Source organism: Halorussus ruber (genome assembly GCF_004765785.1).
GTDB classification, from domain to species: Archaea; Halobacteriota; Halobacteria; order Halobacteriales; family Haladaptataceae; genus Halorussus; species Halorussus ruber.
Map to the genome: position 1 here is coordinate 131950 of NZ_SBIT01000006.1, position 22830 is coordinate 154779.

The following is a 22830-nucleotide window of genomic DNA, read 5'->3' on the forward strand; positions in this document are numbered from 1 at the left end:
TTTTAACATCAAATATCGTGTCTTTCGAGCGGTTTATTTTACGTCGGTGGCGAATCTCCCGACGTGAGTCGCAGACAGGTCGCTATTCGGACGAACGTGCCGCGAATAATTTCGAGTTTCCGATATGAGTGACGCAGACGGAAGCACGTCGGCGAAACACCGGGCGAACGCGATGCTCGACACCGACCGGTTCGCCGCGATGACCGACCACTTCATCCACGTCGTCGAGTTGGCCGCCGCGGGGGTCTTCGCGGTCCTGTTCGCCATCGGCGTCGTGGACCTCGTGATACGCATCTGGGAGGCGGCGCTCGGCGGGTCGATAACCGACCCGAAGGTGGTCATCGGATTCATCGACACGGGACTGCTGTTGCTGGTCATCGCCGAAGTGTACCAGACCGTCATCGCCTACACGCAGGAGAACGACACGCGGAAAATCGTCCGCCTCATCATCTACACGGGCGTCATCGCCATGGTCCGGAAAGCCATCATCTTCCGGACAGGGGCGTACGGGACGACGAAGGACGCGCTGTTCGCCGCGGTGGCCTACACGACCATCCTCCTCGGCCTCGGCGGGTTGCTCCTCATCGAACACACCTTCCGGAAGACGTCGGCAGAGTGAGCAGACGCCCTACAAGCGGTTTTCAGTCTTCAGTTGCGCCGTTCCTCCAGCCACTTCCCGAACCGGAGTTTCAGGTCCGCGAGGCGTTTCGAACCCCCCGTATAGACGTACTCTGCCCTCACGATGCTCGGTTCGTCGCCGTCGCCAACTTCAGTCATAGTTATATCACGACTAGTGCGGGATTGCTGATAAAGTTTGGTACCACCGGCTTCCGATAATCAAGGGTACAGAGCGGGAGGCGACAGACGAAGCGAACAAAACCACCGCGCAGGCGAGCAGAAAGCGAGAGACGTCGAGGAAAAACGCGTTCGACCAGAGAACGCGCCGGTTCTTGAGAAGGCCACGCTCGTATCGTCCGATGATTTCGACGTAGGCGGTCTCGGCGTCCGTCTGCTCCTCGTAGTCGAGAGGTATCCGGTCCGGACTGGGTCCGATGAAGAGTCTCGACGTGCCGTATGCGATTAGCGACGTGACGAGCGACCCGACGAGCGAAAGCGTCCCGGCCGCCCCGAGGAGACCGAGGCCGAGCGACGGGAGTACTTTTTCACCGCCGACGAGGAGACCAGACAACACGAAGGTAATCCGGACCGTCCGAACCGCTTCACCGTCGAGTTTGTTGATTTGGGTGAGTTGCTGGGCAGTCGTTGTTCGGGCCTCTTCCAGCAACATCTGCCGACCGCTACCGGGGTCGTCACGATTCGACCGGCGGTCGTTCGACCGACGCTCGCCACTCGGCTCCGACGCGGATGAATCCGACTCCGCCATGTCTCGGGACTACTTCGCCCCGGCATGGGTCAAAAAGGCTCGTGCGAAGGTTTATCCCCCGAAATCCGCGGTACGTCGCGTCTCGCTACCCGAGGAGGTACAGTAGCAGGAAGAACACCACGAGCATCCCGACAAGCACCAGCGCGGGTTTCAGGACCTCGAAAATAGACTCCTCGGGGCCGTCGAGGCCGCCGTCTTCGTTCTCTGAGACGGTCGGTCTGCTCGCGCCGCCGGGTCCACCAGCCATGTTTCTGCAGTGAACGGTCATCGGTATAAGTTTCGTGGTGGTCGAACAGCTTCCTCAATAAAGCATTAAGACGACGCCGCCACATTTGCCGGTATGGAAATCGGGACGGGACTGTTCACCTGCCAGCGGCGACCCGACGACGACCGGTCGATGAGCGAAATCTACGACGAGATGCTGACCCTCGGACGGGCCATCGACGACTCGGGCCTCGACAGCGCGTGGGTCTCGGAGCATCACTTCGCCGACGACGGCTACCTCTCGGCGACGATGCCGACCCTCGGGGCGTTGGCCGCCGAGACGGAGACCATTGAACTCGGCACCTGCATCGCCCTCGCACCGCTCTACGACGGGGTTCGCCTCGCCGAGGACGCGGCGACGGTGGACCTGCTGGCGGACGGCCGACTCACCCTCGGCCTCGCCATCGGGTCGAATCCGACCGAGTTCGAGGAGTTCGGGGTCCCCCGCGAGGAGCGCGTCGAGCGAATGGCCGACACCACGGACCTCCTCCGGGCGGCGTGGTCCGACGGCTCGCTGGACTACGACGCGGAGTTCCACGACGTGTCCCCCGAGGCGAACGTCACGCCGAAACCCGACGGCGACATTCCCGTCATGTACGGCGGGTCGGCCAAGCCAGCGGTCCGGCGGGCCGCCCGAGTTGCGGACGCTTGGTGCGCGCCCTCCGCGCTCTCGATTGGCGGCGTCCGGAAGCGCGTCGAGGACATCCGGAACGTCCGCGAAGAAGAGGAGATAGACGGAGACTTCGACATCTACGTCCTCCAGCACGGGTTCGTCGGCGACTCGAAGGAGGAGGCGTGGGAGCAGATGAAAGAGGGCTACCTCTACATCCAGCGGCGCTACGCCGAGATTTTCTCGGGCGAGACGGTCGAGGAGTTGGACGACGAGCGCAAGCAGGAACTGAGAGAGCAGGCCATCTTCGGCACGCCCGAGCAGGTAATCGACCAGTTGGAGGAGTACCGCGAGGCGCTGGGCGACGACATTCACTTCGTCTTCCGGACCTACCACCCCGGCATCGGTACCGACCGGATGGTCGAGTGCGTCGAGCGACTCGGCGACGAAGTGGTGCCCCACTTCGAGTAGAATCGGGCCTTCGACCGGCGGTCGAACCGCCGTAGAGCAACTAGAATAATTCTTTTAGAAACTTTCTCAATTCCTTAGAAAATAATTTTATATCCCTTCGCGGCCTGTCGGCTCGGCGGTTCACCCCGAACCGCCGAGCCGACAGGGGAAAGTATTGACACTTCAGCGGTAATTTCGGGGCCGATTCGCCCACAATCTACACAATGGTTTATTATGGAAGATTCCGCATAGCCGGTATGGGTCGTGAAACCAACCCACGGAACGACGGAGAAACGGAGCGAACTACCGGAGATTCTTCCGGACTCTCGGGTCTCTCTTCTCGACGGAACGTCCTCAGACTCGCGGGCATCGCGGGAACCGGCGCGCTCGCTGGCTGTGTCGGCGGCGGTGGCGGCGGTGGCGGACAGAGCATCGACGCGGTGAACTACGGCGTGCTGAGTCCGATGACCGGACCCTACGGCGGACTCGCCGAGGGCCAGCGCAACGGCGCGAAGCTGGCGGTCGAGCACGTCAACGAGAGCGACCAGTTCAGTTTCGAGATGAACGCGGTGTACGAGGACACCGAGGCAGACACCGCGACCGGGCGGCAGGTGGCCCAGAAGGCCGTCCAGCAGGACGACGCGCAGTATCTGATGGGCGCGATTTCGAGTTCGACCGCGCTGGCGCTCAACTCCTTCGCCGAGAGCGAGGAGGTCATCTACAACCCCGGCGCGGCCGCGATGACGGTCACGGGCGCGGACTGCAACGAGTACGTCTTCCGGGCGGAGACCCACACCGCCCAAATCGCGGAGGCAGTCGCGCCGTGGACCGCGAAGAACGTCGGAACCAAAGCGTGGTTCCACATCGCCAACTACGCCTACGGCGAGTCGGTCCGCCGCGAGTGGAAGTCCCGGATGAAGGAGGCCAATGGGAGCTTTCAGGAGGTCGGCGTCTCGCGGTCCCAACTCGGCGCGACCAACTACGGGTCGTACATCAGCCAAATCAACAACTCCGACGCCGAGTTGGCCGTGCTCGGCATGACCGGAGGAGACCTCATCAACTTCGTCAAGCAGGCCGCGAATCAGGGCCTGAAGGACAACGTCACGCTCGTCAGTCCGACGATGACATTCCAAGTCGTCCGGGGCGCGCTCGGTCCGGCGGCCTACGGCACCTACGGCGGGGTTCGATACGTCCCGAAAATCGAGACCGGCGACAACCAGAGCTTCGCGTCGGCCTACGAGGAGGCCAACGGCGAGACGCCCGACAGTTTCGCGCGAGTCGCCTACGACTCCATCCGGATGACCGCCCACGGCATCGAGGAGGCGGGGACCAGCGACCCAGAGGAGGTCAAAGACACCCTCGCGGGCCTCGAAGTGCCCAGCACGTTCGGGCCGAACCAGTTCCGGGAGTGTGACCACCAAGCGATGAACCCGGTCTGGGTCGGCGAGAACGTCGAACCGGACTCTGGCGGTCCCGCGAACGTGGCGCTTCGCCAGAAAATCGAGGGCGAGAACGCCATCCCGCCCTGTAGCGAAACCGAGTGCGACCTCTAACATGGTCGGCGTCACGGGAGTCGCGGAGCAACTGCTGAACGGACTGACCATCGGGATGGTCTACGTCCTGATAGCCGCGGGGTTGTCGGTCATCTTCGGCGTGATGGACGTCATCAACTTCGCCCACGGCGAACTGTTCGCGCTCGGGGCCTACTTCGCGTTCGCCATCGTCGCGCCCCTCGGCGGCGCGGGGTTCTGGGTCGCGCTGGTCGTGGCACCCCTGCTGGTCGGCGTGCTGGGCGCGGTCATCGAACGAGTGACCCTGCGGCCGCTGTACGACCGCAACCCCCTCTATCACATCCTGCTGACCTTCGGGTTAGTGCTGATGCTCAACGACGTCATCACGTTCTTCTGGGGCAAACAGCCCAAGGCGTTCAGCGAGCCGTCGATTCTGTCCGGCCCGGTGACGGTGCTGGGCGTCAGCAACTCGCTGTACAGCTACTTCATCATCGCGTTCGGCGCGGTCCTGTCGTTCGGGACGTGGTGGGCGCTGAACAACACCAGATTCGGACTGGTCGTGCGCGCCGGGTCGCAGGACCGCGAGATGGTCCGGAACCTCGGCATCAACATCGACCGGTACTACACGCTCGTCTTCGGCGCTGGCGCGGCGCTGGCGGCGGTCGCCGGTATCGTCCTCGGAGCCTACCAGAACGTCAATCCCGGCATGGGGAACTCGGTCATCATCCCCGCGTTCGTCATCGTCGTGCTCGGCGGGCTGGGAAGCTTCCGGGGCGCGGTCGTCGGCGGCTTGGGCGTCGGCATCATCCAGACGCTGGCCCGGACCTACGTCCCGGTGCTGGAGGGCCTCATCGTCTTCGCGCTGATGATAGGCGTCCTGCTGGTCAAGCCCGAGGGCCTGTTCGGGACCTCGACCGGCGAGGGCCACGGCGAGTCCGAGGGCGAACTGCTGGCGGGCCGGGGCGGCGGCGTGCTGACCGACCGCCAGCGGTTCGGGTTGGGCGCGGTCGTCGTCGCCCTGCTGGCGGTCGTCCCCCTCGGGGTCGAGGTTCTGTACTCCGAGTACGTCCTGACGCTCCTGACCGACGTGCTAATCTGGGCGCTGTTCGCCCTGAGCCTCGACTTCGTGATGGGCTACGCCGGACTGGTGTCGCTGGGCCACGCGCTGTTCTACGGGACCGGAGCCTACGCCTCGGTGCTGGTCCTGCTCCACTTCACCTCCTCGGCGTTCGTCGCGCTGGCGGCCGCAGTCGTCGTCTGCGCCGCCATCGCGTGGGTCATCGGCTACCTCTCGATTCGGGTCTCGGGGGTCTACTTCTCGATGATTACCTTAGCGTTCGCCCAACTGTTCTACCGGGCCGTGTTCAAACTGGAGTGGACCGGCGGGAGCGACGGCCTGTTCGGCGCTGACGTGCTGTACGGCATCGGCGGGTTCGCCATGGAGTTGGACGAAATCGCCGAGATGGTGCCGATGGTCAGCGAGGAGGGCCTGTTCTACTACTTCCTGCTGGCGACGGTCGTCGGGTCGTACCTCGTCGCGCGCCAAATCATGAAGGCTCCCTTCGGGAGCGTCCTCCAGTCCATCCGCGAGTCCGAGCGCCGGACCGAGTTCGTCGGCTACGACGTGACCGCCTACAAGCGCCGGGCGTTCGTCGTCTCCGGCGCGATGGCGGGGCTGGCGGGCGGTCTCTTCGCCGTCGAAAGCGGATTCGTCGCCCCCTCGCTCCTGTTCTGGCTCAACTCGGGCGAGGTCGTCGTGATGACGGTCCTCGGCGGGATGGGGACCCTCTACGGCCCGATGGTCGGCGCGGGAGTCTACATCGGATTCGAGGAGGTCCTGGCGTCGTACACCGACCAGTGGCAGTTCTTCCTCGGGGCGCTGTTCGTCCTCTTCGTCATCGCGCTCCCGAGAGGTCTCGTCTCGCTTCCGGACAAGTTGGTCGAGGCGGGCGCTGGCGGCGGGCGAGCAGGGACTAGCGGTGGTCCCGGCGAGGCTCCCAGCGAGGAGGCCGAACCCCTTGCTGACGGGGAGGTGAACGAGTGATGGCAGTCACGGACACCGCGGACGACTTCGACCCCGAGAACGAGGCGGTCCTTCAAGCGACGGAACTGACCAAGCAGTTCGGCGACTTCGTGGCGCTCGACGACGTGGACTTGGACGTTCGGGACGGCGAGTTCCGGAGCGTCATCGGCCCCAACGGCGCGGGCAAGACCACGCTGTTCAACTGCCTGACCGGCGCGCTCAAGCCGACTTCGGGAACGGTCCGGTTCCGCGGCGAGGACGTGACTCGGCTCCCGCCGAACGAGCGCGTCCGGCGCGGGATGGGCCGGTCCTTCCAGATTTCGACCGTCTTCGGCGGGCTGTCGGTGCGCGAGAACGTCAGGCTCGCGGCCCAGTCTGTCGCGGAAGGGAAAGGCCAGATTCCGATTCACCGGAAGCTGTTCAGTCCGACCGACCGGTTCGAGTCGGTCGAGGCCCGGACCGACGAGGTGCTGGCCGAAATCGGGCTGGAGGAGCGCTCCGACGACTACGCCAGAGCGCTGGCCCACGGCGACCGGCGGCGGCTCGAAATCGGGCTGGTGCTTGCGACCGACCCCGAACTCGTGCTGTTGGACGAACCGACCGCGGGGATGGGGAGCGAGGAGACTCAGCGGACGATTTCGCTCGTCGAGGAGGTGCTGGCCGACCAGACCATGTTGCTCATCGAACACGACATCGACCTGGTGATGAACGTCTCGGACACGATAACGGTGCTGAATCGCGGACAGGTGCTGGCGACCGGGACGCCCGAGCGCATCGCCGAGAACGACGACGTGCAGCAGGCGTACCTCGGAGGTGTTCGGGAGTGAGTGAATCCTCTCGACTCGACGCCGAGGCCTGCCAGAACCCCCTCCTCGACGTGTCGAACATCGTGGCTGGCTACGGCGCGACAGAGGTCCTCCACGGCGTGTCGCTCTGCGTCGAGGCGGGCGAGGTGGTCTCGCTCGTCGGGCGCAACGGTGCTGGCAAGACCACCACGCTGCGCTCCATCGTGGGCAACGTCGTCCCCACGTCGGGGTCGGTCGCCTTCGACGGGCAGGACGTGACGGGCCTCTCGCCCGAGGAGACCGTCCGGCGGAACGTGGCGTTCGTCCCGGAAGAGCGCCGCATCTTCCCCGACTTGACGGTGGCGGAGAACCTGAAAGTCGGCCAGCTCGGCGGCGGGGACACCGCCGAGTCCCGCGACCCCGAGGAGGTCCTCGAAGAGTTCGAGAACCTGCGCGACCACCCCGACCGCCGGGGCGGCGCGCTCTCGGGCGGGGAACAGCAGATGCTCGCCATCGGTCGGGCGCTGGTCGCGGGGGCCGACCTCCTCCTGCTGGACGAACCGACCGAGGGCCTCGCGCCCTTCGTCGTCCGGCAGGTCGAGGACCTCGTGAAGAACCTGAACGAGGAGGGCATCGCGGTCCTGCTGGTCGAGCAGAACGTGGAGGTCGCGCTTGAGTTGGCCGACCGCCACTACGTGCTGGACCGCGGGGAAATCGTCTATCACGGCACGAGCGACCAGTTGCGCGAGAACGAGGACGTGGTGGACAGGCATCTCGGCGTGTCGATTTGACGATTGGGCGCGTCGATATGACGCCGCTCGGACAGCAGACGAGCGCCGGAGTTCGACGCGGACCTCGGCGTCCGCGTCGAACTCTGGTCCGTATCGGACTCTGGTCCACATCGAACTCTGGTCCGCGTCGAACTCGGACACGGGATAGAATCATGACGAAGGAGACACAAGTAGTCGGGTATGGGCAAACTACTCCGACTCGGCGGTTGGGCGCTCGTCGGCCTCATTGCGCTCTGGGCCGTCGTCAAAGTCGTCGGCATCGTCTTCGGGTTCCTCTCGTGGCTCGTGAGTACGCTCGTCTCGCTACTGGTCCTCGCGCTCGTCCTGTACCTCGCGTACCTCCTCGTCACGAAGTTCGTCGGCTCGCGCGGCGACAGTCGGTCGCGTTCGCGGTCTCGGGGCCGGGACCGGGACCGGGACCGTGAGAAGATTTTCGAGTAGAGCGGGACCGGAATCCGTCGAGCAGACGACCGCGAGAGAAGACTGGCGGACCGGACGTGCCCCCCACCACACATTTAACTCCCCGCGACCCGTCACTCTGGCTATGGCATCCGCGTGGCGACAGTTACTGCCCCAGTTTCTCATCATGCTGTTGCTCTACTTCGTCGGCGTCGCCGTCCTCGCGTTCGTGGGTATCAACGGGTTCATCCCCCGCGTCATCGTCGCGGTGGTCGTCGCGTTCGGCTACCCCGCGGCCCTGCGGCGGTCGGGGCGCGCGCCGCCAGCGTGGCAACGATAGACGAAGACAGCTGTCTTCCACGCCGATTCTGCGAACCGGTATTGTGCGCCACGTGCAAAACAATTAAAGCCGTGCGGTGACAAGTTGCTGGTGATGACCGAAGACGAACTCGAATCCATCCGCGAACAGAAGCGCGACGAACTCCTCGGAGACGAGGACGGGACCGACGATAGCGGTGCCGAAAGCGAGAGCGCGCCGAACGAACCCATCCACGTAGAGAGCGTCGAACACTTCTCGACGGTGACCACCGACTACGACGTGGTGCTGGTTGACTTCTACGCGGACTGGTGCGGTCCGTGCAAGATGCTCGAACCGACCGTTCAGGCCCTCGCCCAGAAGACCGACGCCGCGGTGGCGAAGGTGGACATCGACCAGCATCAGGGCCTCGCCAGCCAGTACGGCGTCCGGGGCGTCCCGACACTCCTCCTGTTCGCCGACGGCGAGCAGGTCGAGCAGGTCGTGGGCGTGCAGGACGAGGCGACCCTGACGCAACTCGTCGAGCGGTACGCCTAAACCGGCGCTTCTTCTCCCGCGGTATTGGGCAGTCCGTTCACATCCCGCAGTCGTTAAGGCGGTCGGCCACCCACTCACCGCCATGGGATTCCACACCTTCGACCCCGAGTCGGCCGACAGACTCGAAGACGAGTCGCGGTATCGTTTCTGCTCGCGCGAGGAGTTAGTCGCCGCGCTGGACCTCGGCGCTGGCGGCGGCGAGCGTGAGGCCGCCGTCGCGGACTTCGGGAGCGGCACCGGATTCTACACCGACGACGTGGCCCCGTTCGCGGGCGAACTCCGGGCCGTGGACGTCCAAGAGGAGATGCACGAGACCTACCGCGAGAAGGGCGTCCCCGAGAACGTCGAGTTGGTGACCGCCGACATCGATGACCTGCCGTTCGGCGACGCCGAACTGGACGCCGCGTTCTCGACCATGACCTTCCACGAGTTCGCGGGGAGCGGTACCGACGACGGCGCAGGTGCCGAAGTCGAAGTCGCCCGCGTCCTGCGAGACGGCGGCCGGTTCGTCGTGGTCGATTGGAGCGCGAACGGGAGCGGCGACGGCGGCCCGCCGGTCGAAGAGCGATACAGCCGTGACGAGGCGGTCGAACTGCTGGAAGACGCCGGGTTCGACGTCGTCCGGGCCGACGAGCGCCCGGAGACGTTCCTCGTTATCGCCGAGCGGTGACTACTCCAATCGCTCGCGGCGCTCCTCGTACTCCTCGTCGGTGAGTTCTCCTCGGGCGTAGGCCCGCCGGAGTTCTTCGAGCGCGGGGTCGTCGGTCCCGCCGGACACCGACCGGTAGAGGAGGTAGCCGACGCCGACGAGTAGCAGGAGGCCGACGAGCCAGAAGCCGAGCATCCACGTCGGCGCGGCCCCGCCGAACCCACCCGGACCGGCCGGTCGGCCCTCGACCGGGCCGTGCATCCACCACCCCATTCCCATCATCGGCCAGGCGAACAGCATCGTCACGACCGGGAGCAACAGCAGGAGCGCGAGCGCGACGACGAGGAGTCGAGAGAGTTGGGCGTTCGTCGCCATATTCGGCGATACGACTTCCGAGACAAAAACCTCTGTGCGCGGTCACGAACGAGGAGAGATATTATTTTGTCCTAAAGAATCGTTTTTATGTTTTTAGCCAATATATTCCTTTGTTTCGGTGCCTCGGCGGCGAACCGACGAGGACCATCCCGACGAGGACTGTCCCGACAAGAACCATCCGAACGCTGAAGCACGTATCACCCGGAAGATACTACTGGGGTTCCGTCGAATTGAGAGGCAAACCTCCGCTGGTCGCCGGTCCGCCTCCGATAGTTCGCGGAATCTGGTGTCGAATCCGAATCCGACAGAGTCGTCCCGACGAACGCCGACGCGGTTGCCATCTCGACTATCATGAAGGTCTCACTCCCGAAGGTCCCGCGCCCGCCGAACTGGGCGGTCGTCCTCGCCGTCGCGGCCGCGACGCTCGTCGTCGCGGTCGCACCGACCCCCGCGGGCCTGTCGCCTGACGGCCAGCGCGCGCTCGCCGCCGCCGTCTTCGCGTCCGGCCTCTGGATTACCGGCGCGCTCCCGCTGGCCGTGACCGCGCTCACGATTCCGGTCTGGCTGGTCGCGCTCGGCGTGTATCCGGCGCTCGGCGAGGCGCTGACCGGATTCTCCGACCCGGTCGTCTTCCTCTTTCTCGCCACGTTCGTCCTCGCCGCCGCGCTCCAGAAGCACGGCCTCGACCGCCGAGTCGCGCTCCGACTGCTGGGTCGAGTCGGGACGACGCCCCGCCGGGTCGTCCTCGGCGTGATGGTGCCGACCGCGATTTTGTCGATGCTCATCTCGAACACCGCGACCGTGGCGCTGATGGCCCCCATCTCGGTCGGCGTGGTTCGCCAAATCGACGCGACCGCCAGTCGCTCGGTCGAGAACCTCCACACCGCGACCCTGCTGGGAGTCGCCTACGCCGGGTCCATCGGCGGCATCGGGACGCTCATCGGCACGCCGCCCAACGCCATCGTCGTCGGCCTGCTCGCCGACGCTGGCTACGAAATCGACTTCGCGGAGTGGCTGGCAGTCGGCTTGCCGACCGTCGCCGCGACCCTCCCGCTGGCGTGGTACCTGCTGGTTCGACTCTACCCGCCGGAGGAGGTGGACGTGTCCGCCGCCCGTAAAAACGCCCTCGAGGAGGCCACCGCGGCGGGACCCCTCGACAGGTCGGCCCGGCGCGTGGCCGCCGTCTTCGTCGCGGTCGCGGGCCTGTGGCTTCTCGGCGGACTGGGCTTTCTGTTCGAGGGGACGCTTCCGCCGGAGTGGTACGAAATCGCGTTCGGCCGGGACGGACAGTATCAGGGCCTGCTCTACTTCGTCGTGGTCGGCCTCGCCGCGATTCCGGTCCTCTTCCTCGCGGGCGGCGTCGAGTGGGAGGACGTCGAGGGCATCGACTGGGGCACCTTACTCCTGTTCGGCGGCGGCCTCACGCTCGCCGACGCGCTCTCGGACACCGGCGCGACCGTCTGGCTGGCCGACGAGGTCCTGACCGCGTTCGGGGACGCGCCGCTGGTCGTCCTGCTGGCCGCCATCGTCGCGCTGACGGTCGCGTTCAGCGAACTCGCGTCGAACACCGCCACCGCGGCCATCCTCGCGCCGGTCCTCATCGAGGTCGGCCGCGAGTTCCCCCTCGCGGGGATGGACGCCGCGGTCCTCCTCCCGATTGCGAGCGCCGTCGCCGCGAGTTACGGGTTCGCGCTCCCGGTCGCCACGCCGCCCAACGCCATCGTCTTCGGGACCGGCGAGGTCACGCGCGGCCAGATGCTCCGGGCCGGGTCGGTGCTGGACGTGGTGTTCGTCTTCGTGACGACCGGCGTGTTGCTGGCGCTTGCGGTGACGATTCTGCCGAGCGTGGTGTGAATAGTTCTGTTATCAGTAGTTCCCGGCAGAAATTCGATAGGCTACCGGTAGCGTCACCAGTACTATGCTAGCAGTCAGAGCTAACTCTGCCGGACGCCCCAGACCGAGAGCGACGAGTCCTCCCGCGAGCGAACCATACACGACTCCCAAAAAGAGGGCAGTAAGGCCGAATCGAAGCCGTCGAATATACCTCGATATCGACTGCTGGTTCTCTCGAATCGCCGCGGCGTATCCCCGGAGAAGTAGAGTTTCGTACTGCGGACTCCGAACAGCACCATCGGCGATGGCATAGCCGTACGAAGTGTGTGGACCGTACGTCCGCCTACTGGTGAGGTACGTAACAATACCGATAGAAATGGCGACGACGAGGCTACCGAATCCAATTAAAAACGTCACCCGAGGAGCCGCCCCGATTTCGTCCAGCGCCAGCACGTCCGACCGCGAGACCACCGAGAGCGCGGTGAAAATCGCGCCCACCAGAAGCGTCGTGTACCGGACGACGTTGGCCGCCTTTCGGTCGATGGCGTCGATGAGCGATAGCTGTACGTCGATGGTCCGCTCGAACCGGTCGAGCGAGTCCACCCGCTCGTCGAAACACGATTCGTCGCTGGAGCCCGTTCGGCCACGTTTCTCGTTCCCTCGCTTCTCGTCCGCCCGCTTCTCGTCCATCGCCAGCAGTTCGTCCCGTCCTCGGGTTTATATCTACGTACTAATTGGTACTTCTGCGCACCCTTCTCTCCGGTACTTCTTACCTTCTGGGGGTCGCACGAGGAGTCATGAATGGGGGAGAGGCAGACCGGGGCGATAACGAGAATGCGGCTACCCGAGCTATCAGCGACGAGAAGAGCATCTGTCCGTTCTGCGGCGTCGGGTGCGGAGTCCAGTACAGCGAGGAGCGCGGCAATGCGGTCGGATGGCGCGCGCCGGTGAACCGCCGTGGCGAACTCTGCCCGAAGGGCGTGGCGGCCTACGACGTGGTGGACCACGAGGACAGGCTAACCCGACCCCTCGTTCGGGGCAAAGACGGCGAACTCGTGGAAGCCTCGTGGGGAGAGGCCCTGAACCGCATCGAATCGAGCTTTCGCCGGATTTCGGAGAACCACGGCGCGGACGCGCTTTCCTTCTTCGCCTCGTCGGGATGCACGAACGAGGAGAACTACTCGCTCCAGAAGTTGGCCCGGGCGCTCGGGACGAACAACGTGGACAACTGCGCGCGGCTCTGTCACTCCTCGACGGTCGCCGCGATGGGCGACCGATTCGGCACCGGCGCGATGACGAACACCATCGCCGACTTGCCCGAGGCCGACGCCTTCCTCGTGGCGGGCGCGAACCCCGCCGAACAGCACCCCATCATCTTCAGCTCCTACGTCGCGCCGGCGGTCGAGCAGGGCGCGACGCTGATTCACGTCGACCCCCGCGAGAACGCGACGACGAAGCACGCCGACCACCACCTCGCGCTCCGACCGGGCTACGACATCCCCCTGCTGAACGCGATGTGCAAGGTCCTCGCGGAGGAAGGGTTGGTGGATACGGAGTTCGTCGAGGCGCGGGTCGAAGGATTCGAGGAGTTCGAGGACTGGCTGAGCGGAATCGACGTGGCGGAAGGAGCAGCGAAGGCCGACGTGCCGGAGGAGGACCTCCGGGCCGCGGCGCGGGCCTACGGCGAGGCCGACCGAGCGGCGGCGTTCACCGGAATGGGGATGAGCCAGCACCGGTGCGGGACCGCGAACGTCCACGCCCTGCTGAATCTGGCGCTCCTCGGGGGCAACGTCGGCAAGCGCGGCGCGGGCGTCAACCCCCTCCGCGGGAAGAACAACGTGCAGGGCGCTGGCGACGTTGGCGCGCTCCCCGACGTTCTGCCGGGGTATCAGGCGGTGACAGACTCGGAAGCGCGCCAGGAGATTGCCGACGAGTGGGGATTCGAGCCGCCCGCAGAGCCGGGGCTAACCGAGGTCGAGATGACCCACGAGTTCGGCGACGGGATTCGAGGAGCCTACGTCGTCGGCGAGAACATCGCCGCGACCGAACCGAACGCGAACCGGGTCGCCGACGAACTGGACGACCTCGACATGCTGGTCGTCCAAGAGGTCTTCCCGACCGAGACGGTCGAACACGCCGACGTGGTGCTTCCGGCGAGTTCGTGGGCCGAGAAGGCCGGGACCGTCACGAACACCGACCGGCAGGTCCAGCGCATGCGGCCCACCGCCGACCCGCCGGGCGAGGCCCGCAGGGATTTGGAGATTATCCGCGAAATCGGGGACCGACTGACCGACGCGGGAGATTTCGAAGAGAGTACCCCCGAAGCCGTCTTCGCCGAGATGACGCGCGTCAACCCCCTCTACGCCGGGATGAGCTACGAAGGAATCGGCGAGGAGAGCCAGCGGTGGCCCTTCCCCGAGGGCGCGGACTCCGGCGTCGAGATTCTTCATCGAGAAACCTTCGGCGACGGGTCGAAGCGCGCGACGCTGGAACCGGTCGAGGGCGTGGACCCCGCCGACGAGGTCGGCGAGGACGACCTCGTGTTGACCACCGGGCGACTCCTCTCGCACTTCAACAGCGGTGCCGTGACCCGCCGGTCGGGGATTCTGACGCGCCTCCGGAGCGAGGACGCGATTCAGCTTCACCCCGAGGACGCGGCAGAGCGCGGCGTCGGGGACGGCGAGACGGTCGTCGTGGAGAACGAGCGAGGCCGCGTCGAGGCCACCGCCGACGTGACCCCGGCGGTTCGGGCCGGGACCGCGTTTCTGACCTTCCACTTCGCGGAGCCGCTGGTGAATCGGCTGACCGGCGACGCGCTCGACCCCGTGGCGAAGATTCCGGAGTACAAGCACTCGGCGGTCAGCGTGCGAGTGAGTGAAATCGAAAATTCAGACGGCGAACGTTGAGGAGTCCGACGCCGTTCCGATTGACTCCTCACCGATTGGTTTCGGCCGGTGAAACACCACATCCTGGCGGACTGAAAGGGCGAGCGCGGTTCGCGCAGCGTTCGGTCGTCTCAGCGCGGCCCTATTTTGCGGGCGCAGTTCTGCGCCCGCGAAATATCCCGGTGAGCGACCGCGAACCGCGCGAGGGCTTTCGAGGACGCAATCGCTGCCCCGTCAGTTGCCAGTTCTGCAACGCACCCCAATCACTCCCGAATATCCCGACGCGGAGAACTAAGTTCACGGCTCCCATTACAGAGTCTGATGGGGGACCCGAACCGAGCGAACGGCGGCGGGCGAACTGACCGGTCGGCGGACAGCGGGCCGACGCAGGAGGGTCCGGCGGGGCCGCCGAGAGAACACGAACCGAGCGACCGCAAGCCGAGAGAGCGAGAGGCGAGCGACCGAAAGCAGAGGAGGAAGCCGACCGAGGGCGAGCGCGGCAGAGAGACCGGCGTGGCCGAGCGCCTCGGCCTCGACGCGCTGAGTCCGCTCTCCGGGCGGCGGCGGTGGGTCGGCGGCAAGCGACCGTGGCGCGTCTCCGCGTCGATGTTTCCCGCCGAGGGGACGCCGACCGAGCAGGCCCAGTTTCTCGTCCGGTACGCGGTGTTGGCACCGTCGAGTCACAACACCCAGCCGTGGCTGTTCAACGTCAACGGCGAGGAGATTCGGCTGTTCGCGGACCTAGAGCGGTGGCTGACGGTCGCCGACCCCGACAAGCGCGAGTTGTACGTCAGCCTCGGGGCCGCGCTGGAGAACCTACTGGTCGCGGCCGAGCGCTTCGGCGTCGGGTACGAGGTCGAGTACCTGCCGGGGAGCGACAGCGCCCACGCCGCGACGGTTCGGCTCTCGGTCGGGGATAGAGAGGAGAGAACCGAGAGCCAAGGCGGCGAAGCGAGCGGCGAAATGAGCGTCCAGCGCGACTCCCAACTGTTCGAGGCCATCCCACAGCGGCGGACGAATCGGAGCCGGTATCAGGAACGGCCGATTCCCCGCGAGGACCTCCAATCGCTCCGAGAGGCCTGCGTCGAGAAAGACGTGCGCCTCCAGTTCGTCGCCGACCCGGCGAAGTTGGACGTCATGGCGGACCTCGCCGCGCGGGCGGACCGCCGCCAGTTCGCCGACCCGGCCTACCGACGGGAACTCGGGCGATGGATAGGCCGAGGAGCGTTCGGCGACTCGTGGCTCGAAGCCAAAATCGGCAAGTTCCTGATGACGTACCTCAACATCGGCGGTCGGCAGGCGCGCAAGGACGCCGGACTCCTGCGCGCGACGCCGCTGGTCGCCGTGATTCGGACCAAGTCGGACGGCAGGCGAGGCCAGATTCGCGCCGGGCAGGTCTACCAGCGGGTGAGCCTGCTGGCGACGGTACTCGGCGTGGAGACTCACCCGATGAGCGCGATGCTGGAGGTGCCGAGTCTGCGTCGAGAGTTGACGAACGTTCTCGGAAACCCGGAGTGGACGCCCCAGCACCTCCTCCGGCTCGGATACACCAGCGGCGTATCCGAGCCGTCGCCCCGCCGTCCGGCCGAGGCGGTGCTGATAGACTAGATTTGCATTTCTATTAGAAATAAGATTATTTCTTTTCTAAATAGATAGTTTGCTTAGGGTGGTGTTGCATAGGTTGCTTAGAGTGTATGAGAAACGGGGACAACCAGCGTGTTTATATCTGTGAGGTCCAAAGTAGGCCAGCGCGAGGAGTGGTCCGGTGCGAGGAGTGGTCCGGCGCGAGGAGTGGTCCGCTCGGTACAGAAGGTAACCCCGTCGTTTCCGCTGTTTCGGGGCGAACCCGAAACCGGTGTGTAAACTGCTACTTCGGCGATTCTGACACAGGCGGGATAAAACTCGGCCGGAGGTCAGCGTAGAGTCGACTCAGCCGACCCCACCGTTTCCGCTGTTTTTCGGGATAGGGTTACGGAAATTAAATTTGTGACCGGTGTTCGTGGCACGTGAGACACGGTGGCAGAAGACGAGGCAACACCATCGTTTCCGCTGTCCGAACGACGGTAGAACGGTCGGATACCGGTCTCGAAGTGGAGTTTTCGCCGGATCGGTCGGTCGGTCTCGACCTCGGTAGCGCGGTTGGAAGGGGGACACCCACCCCATCGTTTCCGCTGTCTTTTGGACGAGCGGGTGTGGGGTCAGAAGAAACACACTCACCCCACCGTTTCCGCTGTTTTGCGGCAGGTGGGAAGGGGCCGGAAATCGAGAAGAAAGATAAGAAATCCATCACGATTTGGGACGAGAGCGGTGAAAAGGGAGTAGACGTTGTCGGGCGCGGTAAGATACCGCAAAGGAATATCGGCTTTTTCGGAGGAGAGACGTACCGAAACTTCCACTTTCCACAACTAACCGAAGTAACCTAATTAGGCTATTTGGACTACGGTTACGGTTTTATCTTTACCGTAATAAAACCACCGCTTCTACAGGCGTCTTTTCTCCCCACCACACCCTTCCGTCCAATAGCTCCGGAAACGATGGGGTGGGTGTGTCTTTAAGTCAATCCAAACTCCGGAAACGACGCACCCCCTCGTTCCACTCGACAAATAAAAACCTTCGGGACAGAGGAAACAACGGACGCACCGCTAACCACGAGGCTTTATAACCCAGTCCGTCCAACGACCGTACATCGACAATGTCATCGTTCAGTTTCGACCGGGACAACTCCCTCTACAAGAACCGGGACGCGCTGTTAGAGGAGTACACCCCGGACAATCTCGTCGGGCGCGACGAGGAGTTAGAGGAGTACCACGCCGCCCTCCAGCCGATTATCAACGGCGAGGCCCCCTCGAACATCTTCCTCTACGGAAAGAGCGGAGTCGGCAAGACCGCGGCCACCCGATTCCTGCTCAATCGCCTGCAGGACGACGCCGCCAAGTACGACGACATCTCGCTCAACGTCATCGAAATCAACTGCGACGGCCTCAACTCCAGCTATCAGGTCGCGGTGCGCCTCGTCAACACGCTTCGTGACCCCTCCGAGCAGATCAGCAACACGGGCTATCCCCAAGCGCAGGTCTACAGTTTTCTCTGGGAGGAACTCGACAAACTCGGCGGCACCATCATCGTGGTCTTGGACGAGGTCGACCACATCAACGACAACTCCATCCTCTACCAGATTCCCCGCGCCCGGTCGAACGGCTACCTCGAAGACGCCAAAATCGGCCTCATCGGCATCTCTAACGACCTCTCGTTCCGCGACTCCCTCTCGGCCAAGGTCCGCTCCTCGCTCTGCGAGAAGGAGGTCTCTTTCCCGCCCTACGACGCCACCGAACTCCAGAAAGTCCTCAGCCAGCGCGAGCAAGTCGCCTTCCACGACGGCGCGCTCGCCGAGGACGTGATTCCGCTCTGCGCCGCCTACGGCGCACAGGACGCCGGGGACGCCCGGCAGGCCCTCGACCTCCTGCTCGAAGCGGGAGACCTCGCCCGGAAAGAGGCGGTCGAGCAGGTCACCGACGACCACGTCCAAGAAGCCCGCGAGAAGCTCGAACGCGACCGAATCATGGAGGGCGTCGCCGACCTGACCGAACACGCCCGGCTCGTCCTCTACGCGCTCACCTCGCTCGAAGCCGAGGGCAAAACCCCCGCTCGCTCCCGGGACATCCGACCGCGGTACGAACAGCTCTGCAACCACGTCGGCACCGAACCCCTGACGAGCCGCCGGATGCGCGACCACCTCGCGGACCTCGCCATGCTCGGGGTCATCTCCTCGACGGAAAAGAACGAAGGAATGTCCGGCGGCAAGTACCGCGAACACGCCCTGAAGCAGGACCTCCAACTCGTCGTGACTGCCTTGGAGGAGACCATCGAGTTCGCTGGCGTCCACGAGAGTATCCGGCCCTACTACCAGACCACCTTCGAGGACGCGGAGAACTGACGACTCCTTAGCGGTCCTCTACCCCATAGCGGTCTCCCTACCCCACCGTTTCCGGTGTCTATCGCTGACATTCGTCCCTGCTACTCCTCTCTCCATCACTCTCTTTGTTCACTCGAACCCCGTCATTTCCGCTGTCCCGGGCGGAATTTCTCCATCTCGAACTTCACCTTCGACTTCGTGAGAGAAGACAGCGGAAACAGCGGGGTAGCTTTCCGACTCTCCCGTGTTCCAAACAACGGAAATCTCGGTGTGGCGTGGCGGTAAAATCCTACCTTTCTAGACGACGGAAACCTTGATATTGACTTCGGGGAACTTGCTGATGGCAAATCGGAGAAACACCGGCGGTCGAACGACTTACCGTTCGTCAGGTCAGAAGACAGCGGAAACGATGGGGTAGACGAGGACCGTTTCTTATTGATAGACTAATTTGACAATATTCATCCAATATCGACGGTGATTCAGTATCAGATTATGTCGGAAGACGAGTTAGACTCGGATGCTAGCCGACAGTCTTCCACGACATCCACCTACGGGCCACCAATCGGCGAAGACAACATTGCGACGCTGATGCGGCGCGAAGGCCGCCAGACCGTTGACAATCTAAACAACGGACTCAGTGATATTGACACGAAGGCGAGTAAATTGATGCGGGCGAATATTGTTCTAGCGGGGTTACTTTTGAGTGGGTTCTCTTTCGCTTCGAAATCGAACACTATCGAAGCGACTCCCTTCGTCAACTCCTTTTCCATCAGTGGAATCGTAGTTCTAGTCAGTTCGATTGTTGCTGCAGGTATCACCTATACTGCCACTGAGTCTCGCGTCGGTATCTCTCCCCAGACTATCCAAACGTTCGTTACTTCTGATTTGGAACAGTCGGAGGTAGACCGTGGACTCGCCAAGGCATACGCTCGCTGATTACGATCAACCGTCGCGCAAACGTCAAGAATGCTTTTTACATTAGTGTTACAATTCTACTCGTCTTGACTGCTGTAATTTTGCTCTCTACTGCTGTCTTCGTCGGCGCATTTTCTACTTTCTTCTCCGGGTATCTTCGTCTCGGTGTTTGGTTTTCGATTCTTGTTCTCGTCGCAATTATCGGTCGGATATCGAATATTCAGAGCGATTACGAAGAGTGGAAAGAACACCGATAGGTGATTTCCTACGCTGAGGTCGGAACGTAGCAACAGGGCAGAGTTAGCGTGAAATGGAGGTGGTGCCAAAGTTATAACTTCGTGGGAAAGAAATGCGGATACATGACCGACACGGACGAGGAGGAAGTTACATTAGACGACGACGGTGATCCAATCGTCGTCGGAACGTCTGTTACGAAAGGTAACTTCGAGGACGACGAACTCGAAAGAGAACTCATCGAAAAATAGCACTCCGTCGAGTGCAGTTCTACGGTTCTATCTTTTGCTTTTCGGTGCCTCGTATCTCGCTGAGCTATTCGGAGAGAGAAACGTCGAACGACCGAAAACAGCCGTCCTACTGGTCGTGTTCGACTTCTAGAATCCGCGAGTCGCAGTCGGCGCAACTGACCGCCACGACGTCCATCGTCCGACAGCAGGACTCGACGGTCTCCTGCTCCATCGTGATGTCGCCGCCGCACTCGGGGCAAGATTCGAGGAAGATGCGGAGGCCGCTCAGGACGCGACTCTGATTCGTGACCGTCAGGGCGTCCCAGCCGTCGTAGCGGTTCTCCAGCAGCTTCGCGGCCGCGAGGTCTGCGATGAGGGCCGCGCGGGACTCCCACTGGCCGAGGCGGCCGCCGTCGTACTGGGCGACCAGCGCCTCGTCGTGTTCGTCGAACGAGAGCTTGTCCTCGTCCACGTCGAGGACGCGGCCGAGGTCGCTCTTTTCGGTCCCCTCAGCGTTGATAGCGTCCATGTTCTCGTGCCAGACCTTCCGGAAGGAGTCGGAGAGACAGAGGTCGTCCATCTGCTCGCAGGGTTCGACCGCTCCGGCGTCGGCCAGCACCTGCTCGGGTTCGCGCTCCTCCTCGGCGACCTCGGGGGTCTCGTCTTCGAGTTTGTCGAACTTCGCCAGCACCCAGTCGGGGAAGTACTGCTTGGTGAACGACGGCGTCCCCGGCACGAGGTAGCCCCGGAGGTAAATCGTCACGAGCGAGAGCGCGAACAGTACCGCACCGCCGAACGGCGTCACGACGAACGAGACCAGTCCGCTCCCGACCGCCGCGATGACGACGTTGACGATGGTACACGGGGTACACCGGTTCTCACCAGTGTACTCCGGTTGTCGGAACCGTTCCACGAACCCTGTCGATTTCGTACTCATATTGTCTGTATTCTTTATTTTCACCATATATATCTGTTGTTAAAGAAAATAGACACGTCCCCGACTAATTCCGCATTTGCCCCTCTCGGAGTTCGGCCTCTCGCTTAGAGTGCGCCCCGTTTCTCAGCGTTCGAGCGCAGAGGCGTCTCGCCACGTCGAGACCGTCTCGACCGCGCGTTGGAGTCGGAGCGTCACCGCGCCGCCGTTGGTGTGGTAGTCGTCGAAGGTGACCTCGCCGCCGAACTTCCCGACTATCCAGTTGGTGAGCCAGAGCCCGAGACCGCTTCCGTGGTGTAGCGCGGTCTCCTCGCCCTCCGTGAGGACTTCGCGCTCCTCGGCGGGGATGCCCGTCCCGTCGTCCGAGACGGTGACTTCGACCCACTCGCGGTCCTCCTCGGTGCTCGACACCGTGACGGTCACCGACGGGTCGTCGTTGTGTTCGATGGCGTTCTCGACCAGTTCGCTTATCGCGGCCTCCAAGGTCTTGTCGGCGAACACGCACAGCGACTCGGGGCTCTGAGTGGTAATCTCGGCCTCGGGGTGCGACTGGCGGAACTCCTCGCAGGTGCGCTCGACGCACTCGGTTACGTCGACCTGCGATTTGGTCGAGTCCTCGCGGTCGAGCGTCTTGCCGACTTCGCGGGCCTTCTCACTGATTTCGATGAGTTCGCTCGCCTTCTGCTCGATGACCTCGGCCTCCTTGGCGGCGGGCGGGAACTTCTCGCCGATGTTCTCGGCCCGGCCCAACACCACGTTGAGGTCGTTGCGCAGGTTGTGTCGCAGGATACGGTTGAACACCTGCAGCCGCTGTTCGCGCTGGACGAGTTGCTTGCGGGTCTGGACAGAGTCGATGGCGTACGCGAGGTTGCTGCCGAACTTCGAGAGGACGCGGCGCTCGGTCTCGCCGAAGGCGTGGCGCACGTCGGACCAGATGCTCAACACGCCGTAGGCCCGGTCCTCGTACACCAGCGGGATGGCCGCGACGGCGTACCGGTTACAGCCGCCGCTCGCGGCGTCGCCCACGTCGGTCTTCAACTCGAACTCGCCCTCCAGACTCGCGCGCTGTTCGACCTGCACCGAGCGGGTTTCGACCGCCTCTCGCACGGCCACTCGGTCGCGGCCTTCTCGGTCGGCGTCCAGCACCACGGCGTCGAGATAGCGCTGCTCGACACCCGCGGACACCTGTGGGCGAACCGACGCGGCCTCGTCGTCTACGTTTCCGACCCACGCCAGCACGTACGGCGAGGAGTCCGCGAGGCGTTCGCAGACGATTTCCTCGATGGCCTCGCGCGAGGAGGCCCGGAGGACCGATTGGCTCACGTCCCAGATGAGGTCGTTGACCTCGATTTGGCGGTCGGCGAGTCGCTCGGTGCGGCGTCTGGCGATGGCGTTCTCGATGCGGTTTGCCAGTACCGCGAACTGCTCTTTGTCGTCGCCTTTCTTGAGGTAGTCCGTGACGCCCGCGGAAATCGCCTTGCTCGCTATCTGCTCGCTTCCGCCGCCGGTCAGCAGAATGAACGGCATCTCGGGACGAGCGTCTCGGACCGCGTCCAGAAGCTCCAGTCCGTCCATCCCCGGCAGCTGGTAGTCGCTGACGACGCAGTCGAACTCCTCGACTTCGAGGCGGTCGAGTGCCGCCTCGGCGTTGTCCACTGTATGCACGTCCATGCCGTAGTCGTCGGCGAGAACTCCCGACGCTACTCTGGCGAAAAAGTCGTTGTCCTCGACGTGCAATACGCGGGGCGCGACCATCTACGTCTTGCCGGTTTCGCGGCTTCCTAATAAATTG

23 protein-coding genes are annotated in these 22830 nt (G+C 63.8%); 16 read left to right on the forward strand and 7 right to left on the reverse strand.

From position 1 onward, the window contains the following. Window positions 1–172 precede the first annotated feature (172 nt). Window positions 173–619: a phosphate-starvation-inducible PsiE family protein gene (locus tag EPL01_RS10085; protein ID WP_246045680.1), complete on the forward strand. Its 447-nt coding sequence runs from the start codon at window positions 173–175 to the stop codon at window positions 617–619. 29 nt (window positions 620–648) lie between these two features. Here the strand turns inward: EPL01_RS10085 and EPL01_RS22460 are convergent, their stop codons facing one another. The 3 genes from EPL01_RS22460 to EPL01_RS21575 all read right to left on the reverse strand — a co-directional run bounded on the left by EPL01_RS22460 (window position 649) and on the right by EPL01_RS21575 (window position 1631). Continuing rightward, window positions 649–777: a hypothetical protein gene (locus EPL01_RS22460; RefSeq protein ID WP_281275360.1), complete on the reverse strand. Its 129-nt coding sequence runs from the start codon at window positions 775–777 to the stop codon at window positions 649–651. A 13-nt stretch (window positions 778–790) separates the two neighbouring features. Continuing rightward, a complete protein-coding gene (locus EPL01_RS10090; RefSeq protein WP_135825146.1) occupies window positions 791–1384 on the reverse strand; it encodes a hypothetical protein in 594 nt (197 codons plus the stop codon). Window positions 1385–1469: 85 nt separating this feature from the next. Next, complete coding sequence (locus EPL01_RS21575) at window positions 1470–1631, reverse strand: hypothetical protein (RefSeq protein ID WP_168215861.1); 162 nt, start codon at window positions 1629–1631, stop codon at window positions 1470–1472. 93 nt (window positions 1632–1724) lie between these two features. On the opposite strand from EPL01_RS21575, the gene EPL01_RS10095 reads away from it, so the two are divergent. The 9 genes from EPL01_RS10095 (at window position 1725) to EPL01_RS10135 (ending at window position 9740) form a co-directional block, all read left to right on the forward strand. Next, window positions 1725–2729 carry an LLM class flavin-dependent oxidoreductase gene (locus EPL01_RS10095; RefSeq protein ID WP_135825147.1) on the forward strand — a complete coding sequence of 335 codons (1005 nt, stop codon included), beginning with the start codon at window positions 1725–1727 and terminating at the stop codon, window positions 2727–2729. A 236-nt stretch (window positions 2730–2965) separates the two neighbouring features. Further along, a complete protein-coding gene (locus EPL01_RS10100) occupies window positions 2966–4261 on the forward strand; it encodes an ABC transporter substrate-binding protein (protein WP_210424120.1) in 1296 nt (431 codons plus the stop codon). Window position 4262: 1 nt separating this feature from the next. Further along, window positions 4263–6263, forward strand: coding sequence for an ABC transporter permease (locus EPL01_RS10105; RefSeq protein WP_135825148.1), 2001 nt, complete (start codon window positions 4263–4265; stop codon window positions 6261–6263). After that, on the forward strand, window positions 6263–7069 hold the full coding sequence (locus EPL01_RS10110) for an ABC transporter ATP-binding protein (RefSeq protein WP_135825149.1): 807 nt from the start codon (window positions 6263–6265) through the stop codon (window positions 7067–7069). The genes EPL01_RS10105 and EPL01_RS10110 overlap by 1 nt, the downstream gene beginning before the upstream one ends. Then, on the forward strand, window positions 7066–7818 hold the full coding sequence (locus EPL01_RS10115; RefSeq protein WP_135825150.1) for an ABC transporter ATP-binding protein: 753 nt from the start codon (window positions 7066–7068) through the stop codon (window positions 7816–7818). Before EPL01_RS10110 ends, EPL01_RS10115 begins: the two co-directional genes overlap by 4 nt. 180 nt (window positions 7819–7998) lie before the next feature. After that, the gene (locus EPL01_RS10120) at window positions 7999–8259 is read left to right on the forward strand and encodes a hypothetical protein (RefSeq protein ID WP_135825151.1); all 261 of its coding nucleotides are present in this window, start codon (window positions 7999–8001) and stop codon (window positions 8257–8259) included. Between the two features lie 103 nt (window positions 8260–8362). Next, complete coding sequence (locus EPL01_RS10125) at window positions 8363–8557, forward strand: hypothetical protein (RefSeq protein ID WP_135825152.1); 195 nt, start codon at window positions 8363–8365, stop codon at window positions 8555–8557. A 93-nt stretch (window positions 8558–8650) separates the two neighbouring features. Next, entirely contained in the window at window positions 8651–9070 is a 420-nt protein-coding gene (trxA, locus tag EPL01_RS10130; protein ID WP_135825153.1) for a thioredoxin, read from the forward strand. Between the two features lie 82 nt (window positions 9071–9152). Further along, the gene (locus tag EPL01_RS10135) at window positions 9153–9740 is read left to right on the forward strand and encodes a class I SAM-dependent methyltransferase (protein ID WP_135825154.1); all 588 of its coding nucleotides are present in this window, start codon (window positions 9153–9155) and stop codon (window positions 9738–9740) included. Here EPL01_RS10135 and EPL01_RS10140 read toward each other — a convergent pair whose 3' ends face one another. Then, on the reverse strand, window positions 9741–10094 hold the full coding sequence (locus EPL01_RS10140; protein WP_135825155.1) for an SHOCT domain-containing protein: 354 nt from the start codon (window positions 10092–10094) through the stop codon (window positions 9741–9743). A 351-nt stretch (window positions 10095–10445) separates the two neighbouring features. Between EPL01_RS10140 and EPL01_RS10145 the strand changes: the two genes are divergently transcribed. Beyond that, window positions 10446–11948: an SLC13 family permease gene (locus EPL01_RS10145; RefSeq protein ID WP_135825156.1), complete on the forward strand. Its 1503-nt coding sequence runs from the start codon at window positions 10446–10448 to the stop codon at window positions 11946–11948. 12 nt (window positions 11949–11960) lie between these two features. Here EPL01_RS10145 and EPL01_RS10150 read toward each other — a convergent pair whose 3' ends face one another. Then, complete coding sequence (locus EPL01_RS10150) at window positions 11961–12530, reverse strand: hypothetical protein (protein WP_135825157.1); 570 nt, start codon at window positions 12528–12530, stop codon at window positions 11961–11963. Window positions 12531–12724: 194 nt separating this feature from the next. Between EPL01_RS10150 and fdhF the strand changes: the two genes are divergently transcribed. From fdhF to EPL01_RS22465, 5 genes are all read left to right on the forward strand, one after another. Further along, entirely contained in the window at window positions 12725–14833 is a 2109-nt protein-coding gene (gene fdhF / locus EPL01_RS10155) for a formate dehydrogenase subunit alpha (protein WP_135825158.1), read from the forward strand. Between the two features lie 300 nt (window positions 14834–15133). Continuing rightward, window positions 15134–16420, forward strand: a complete 1287-nt coding sequence (locus EPL01_RS10160) for an Acg family FMN-binding oxidoreductase (RefSeq protein WP_135825159.1) — start codon at window positions 15134–15136, stop codon at window positions 16418–16420. Window positions 16421–17004: 584 nt separating this feature from the next. Further along, window positions 17005–17235: a hypothetical protein gene (locus EPL01_RS10165; RefSeq protein WP_135825160.1), complete on the forward strand. Its 231-nt coding sequence runs from the start codon at window positions 17005–17007 to the stop codon at window positions 17233–17235. A 269-nt stretch (window positions 17236–17504) separates the two neighbouring features. Further along, a complete protein-coding gene (locus EPL01_RS10170; protein ID WP_135825161.1) occupies window positions 17505–18746 on the forward strand; it encodes an orc1/cdc6 family replication initiation protein in 1242 nt (413 codons plus the stop codon). 1253 nt (window positions 18747–19999) lie between these two features. Beyond that, entirely contained in the window at window positions 20000–20125 is a 126-nt protein-coding gene (locus EPL01_RS22465; RefSeq protein ID WP_281275362.1) for a hypothetical protein, read from the forward strand. Window positions 20126–20231: 106 nt separating this feature from the next. On the opposite strand, the gene EPL01_RS10175 is transcribed toward EPL01_RS22465, so the two are convergent. After that, the gene (locus EPL01_RS10175; protein ID WP_135825162.1) at window positions 20232–21041 is read right to left on the reverse strand and encodes a DUF8054 domain-containing protein; all 810 of its coding nucleotides are present in this window, start codon (window positions 21039–21041) and stop codon (window positions 20232–20234) included. 123 nt (window positions 21042–21164) lie between these two features. Further along, entirely contained in the window at window positions 21165–22793 is a 1629-nt protein-coding gene (locus EPL01_RS10180; RefSeq protein WP_135825163.1) for a hybrid sensor histidine kinase/response regulator, read from the reverse strand. Window positions 22794–22830: the final 37 nt, after the last annotated feature.

Coding starts and splice junctions, on each gene's coding strand:
- EPL01_RS10085 (WP_246045680.1), top strand. CDS start 173: ATGCTCGACACCGACCGGTTCGCCGCGATGACCGACCACTTCATCCAC.
- EPL01_RS22460 (WP_281275360.1), bottom strand. CDS start 777: ATGACTGAAGTTGGCGACGGCGACGAACCGAGCATCGTGAGGGCAGAG.
- EPL01_RS10090 (WP_135825146.1), bottom strand. CDS start 1,384: ATGGCGGAGTCGGATTCATCCGCGTCGGAGCCGAGTGGCGAGCGTCGG.
- EPL01_RS21575 (WP_168215861.1), bottom strand. CDS start 1,631: ATGGCTGGTGGACCCGGCGGCGCGAGCAGACCGACCGTCTCAGAGAAC.
- EPL01_RS10095 (WP_135825147.1), top strand. CDS start 1,725: ATGGAAATCGGGACGGGACTGTTCACCTGCCAGCGGCGACCCGACGAC.
- EPL01_RS10100 (WP_210424120.1), top strand. CDS start 2,966: ATGGGTCGTGAAACCAACCCACGGAACGACGGAGAAACGGAGCGAACT.
- EPL01_RS10105 (WP_135825148.1), top strand. CDS start 4,263: ATGGTCGGCGTCACGGGAGTCGCGGAGCAACTGCTGAACGGACTGACC.
- EPL01_RS10110 (WP_135825149.1), top strand. CDS start 6,263: ATGGCAGTCACGGACACCGCGGACGACTTCGACCCCGAGAACGAGGCG.
- EPL01_RS10120 (WP_135825151.1), top strand. CDS start 7,999: ATGGGCAAACTACTCCGACTCGGCGGTTGGGCGCTCGTCGGCCTCATT.
- EPL01_RS10125 (WP_135825152.1), top strand. CDS start 8,363: ATGGCATCCGCGTGGCGACAGTTACTGCCCCAGTTTCTCATCATGCTG.
- trxA (WP_135825153.1), top strand. CDS start 8,651: ATGACCGAAGACGAACTCGAATCCATCCGCGAACAGAAGCGCGACGAA.
- EPL01_RS10135 (WP_135825154.1), top strand. CDS start 9,153: ATGGGATTCCACACCTTCGACCCCGAGTCGGCCGACAGACTCGAAGAC.
- EPL01_RS10140 (WP_135825155.1), bottom strand. CDS start 10,094: ATGGCGACGAACGCCCAACTCTCTCGACTCCTCGTCGTCGCGCTCGCG.
- EPL01_RS10145 (WP_135825156.1), top strand. CDS start 10,446: ATGAAGGTCTCACTCCCGAAGGTCCCGCGCCCGCCGAACTGGGCGGTC.
- fdhF (WP_135825158.1), top strand. CDS start 12,725: ATGAATGGGGGAGAGGCAGACCGGGGCGATAACGAGAATGCGGCTACC.
- EPL01_RS10160 (WP_135825159.1), top strand. CDS start 15,134: ATGGGGGACCCGAACCGAGCGAACGGCGGCGGGCGAACTGACCGGTCG.
- EPL01_RS10170 (WP_135825161.1), top strand. CDS start 17,505: ATGTCATCGTTCAGTTTCGACCGGGACAACTCCCTCTACAAGAACCGG.
- EPL01_RS22465 (WP_281275362.1), top strand. CDS start 20,000: ATGACCGACACGGACGAGGAGGAAGTTACATTAGACGACGACGGTGAT.
- EPL01_RS10175 (WP_135825162.1), bottom strand. CDS start 21,041: ATGAGTACGAAATCGACAGGGTTCGTGGAACGGTTCCGACAACCGGAG.
- EPL01_RS10180 (WP_135825163.1), bottom strand. CDS start 22,793: ATGGTCGCGCCCCGCGTATTGCACGTCGAGGACAACGACTTTTTCGCC.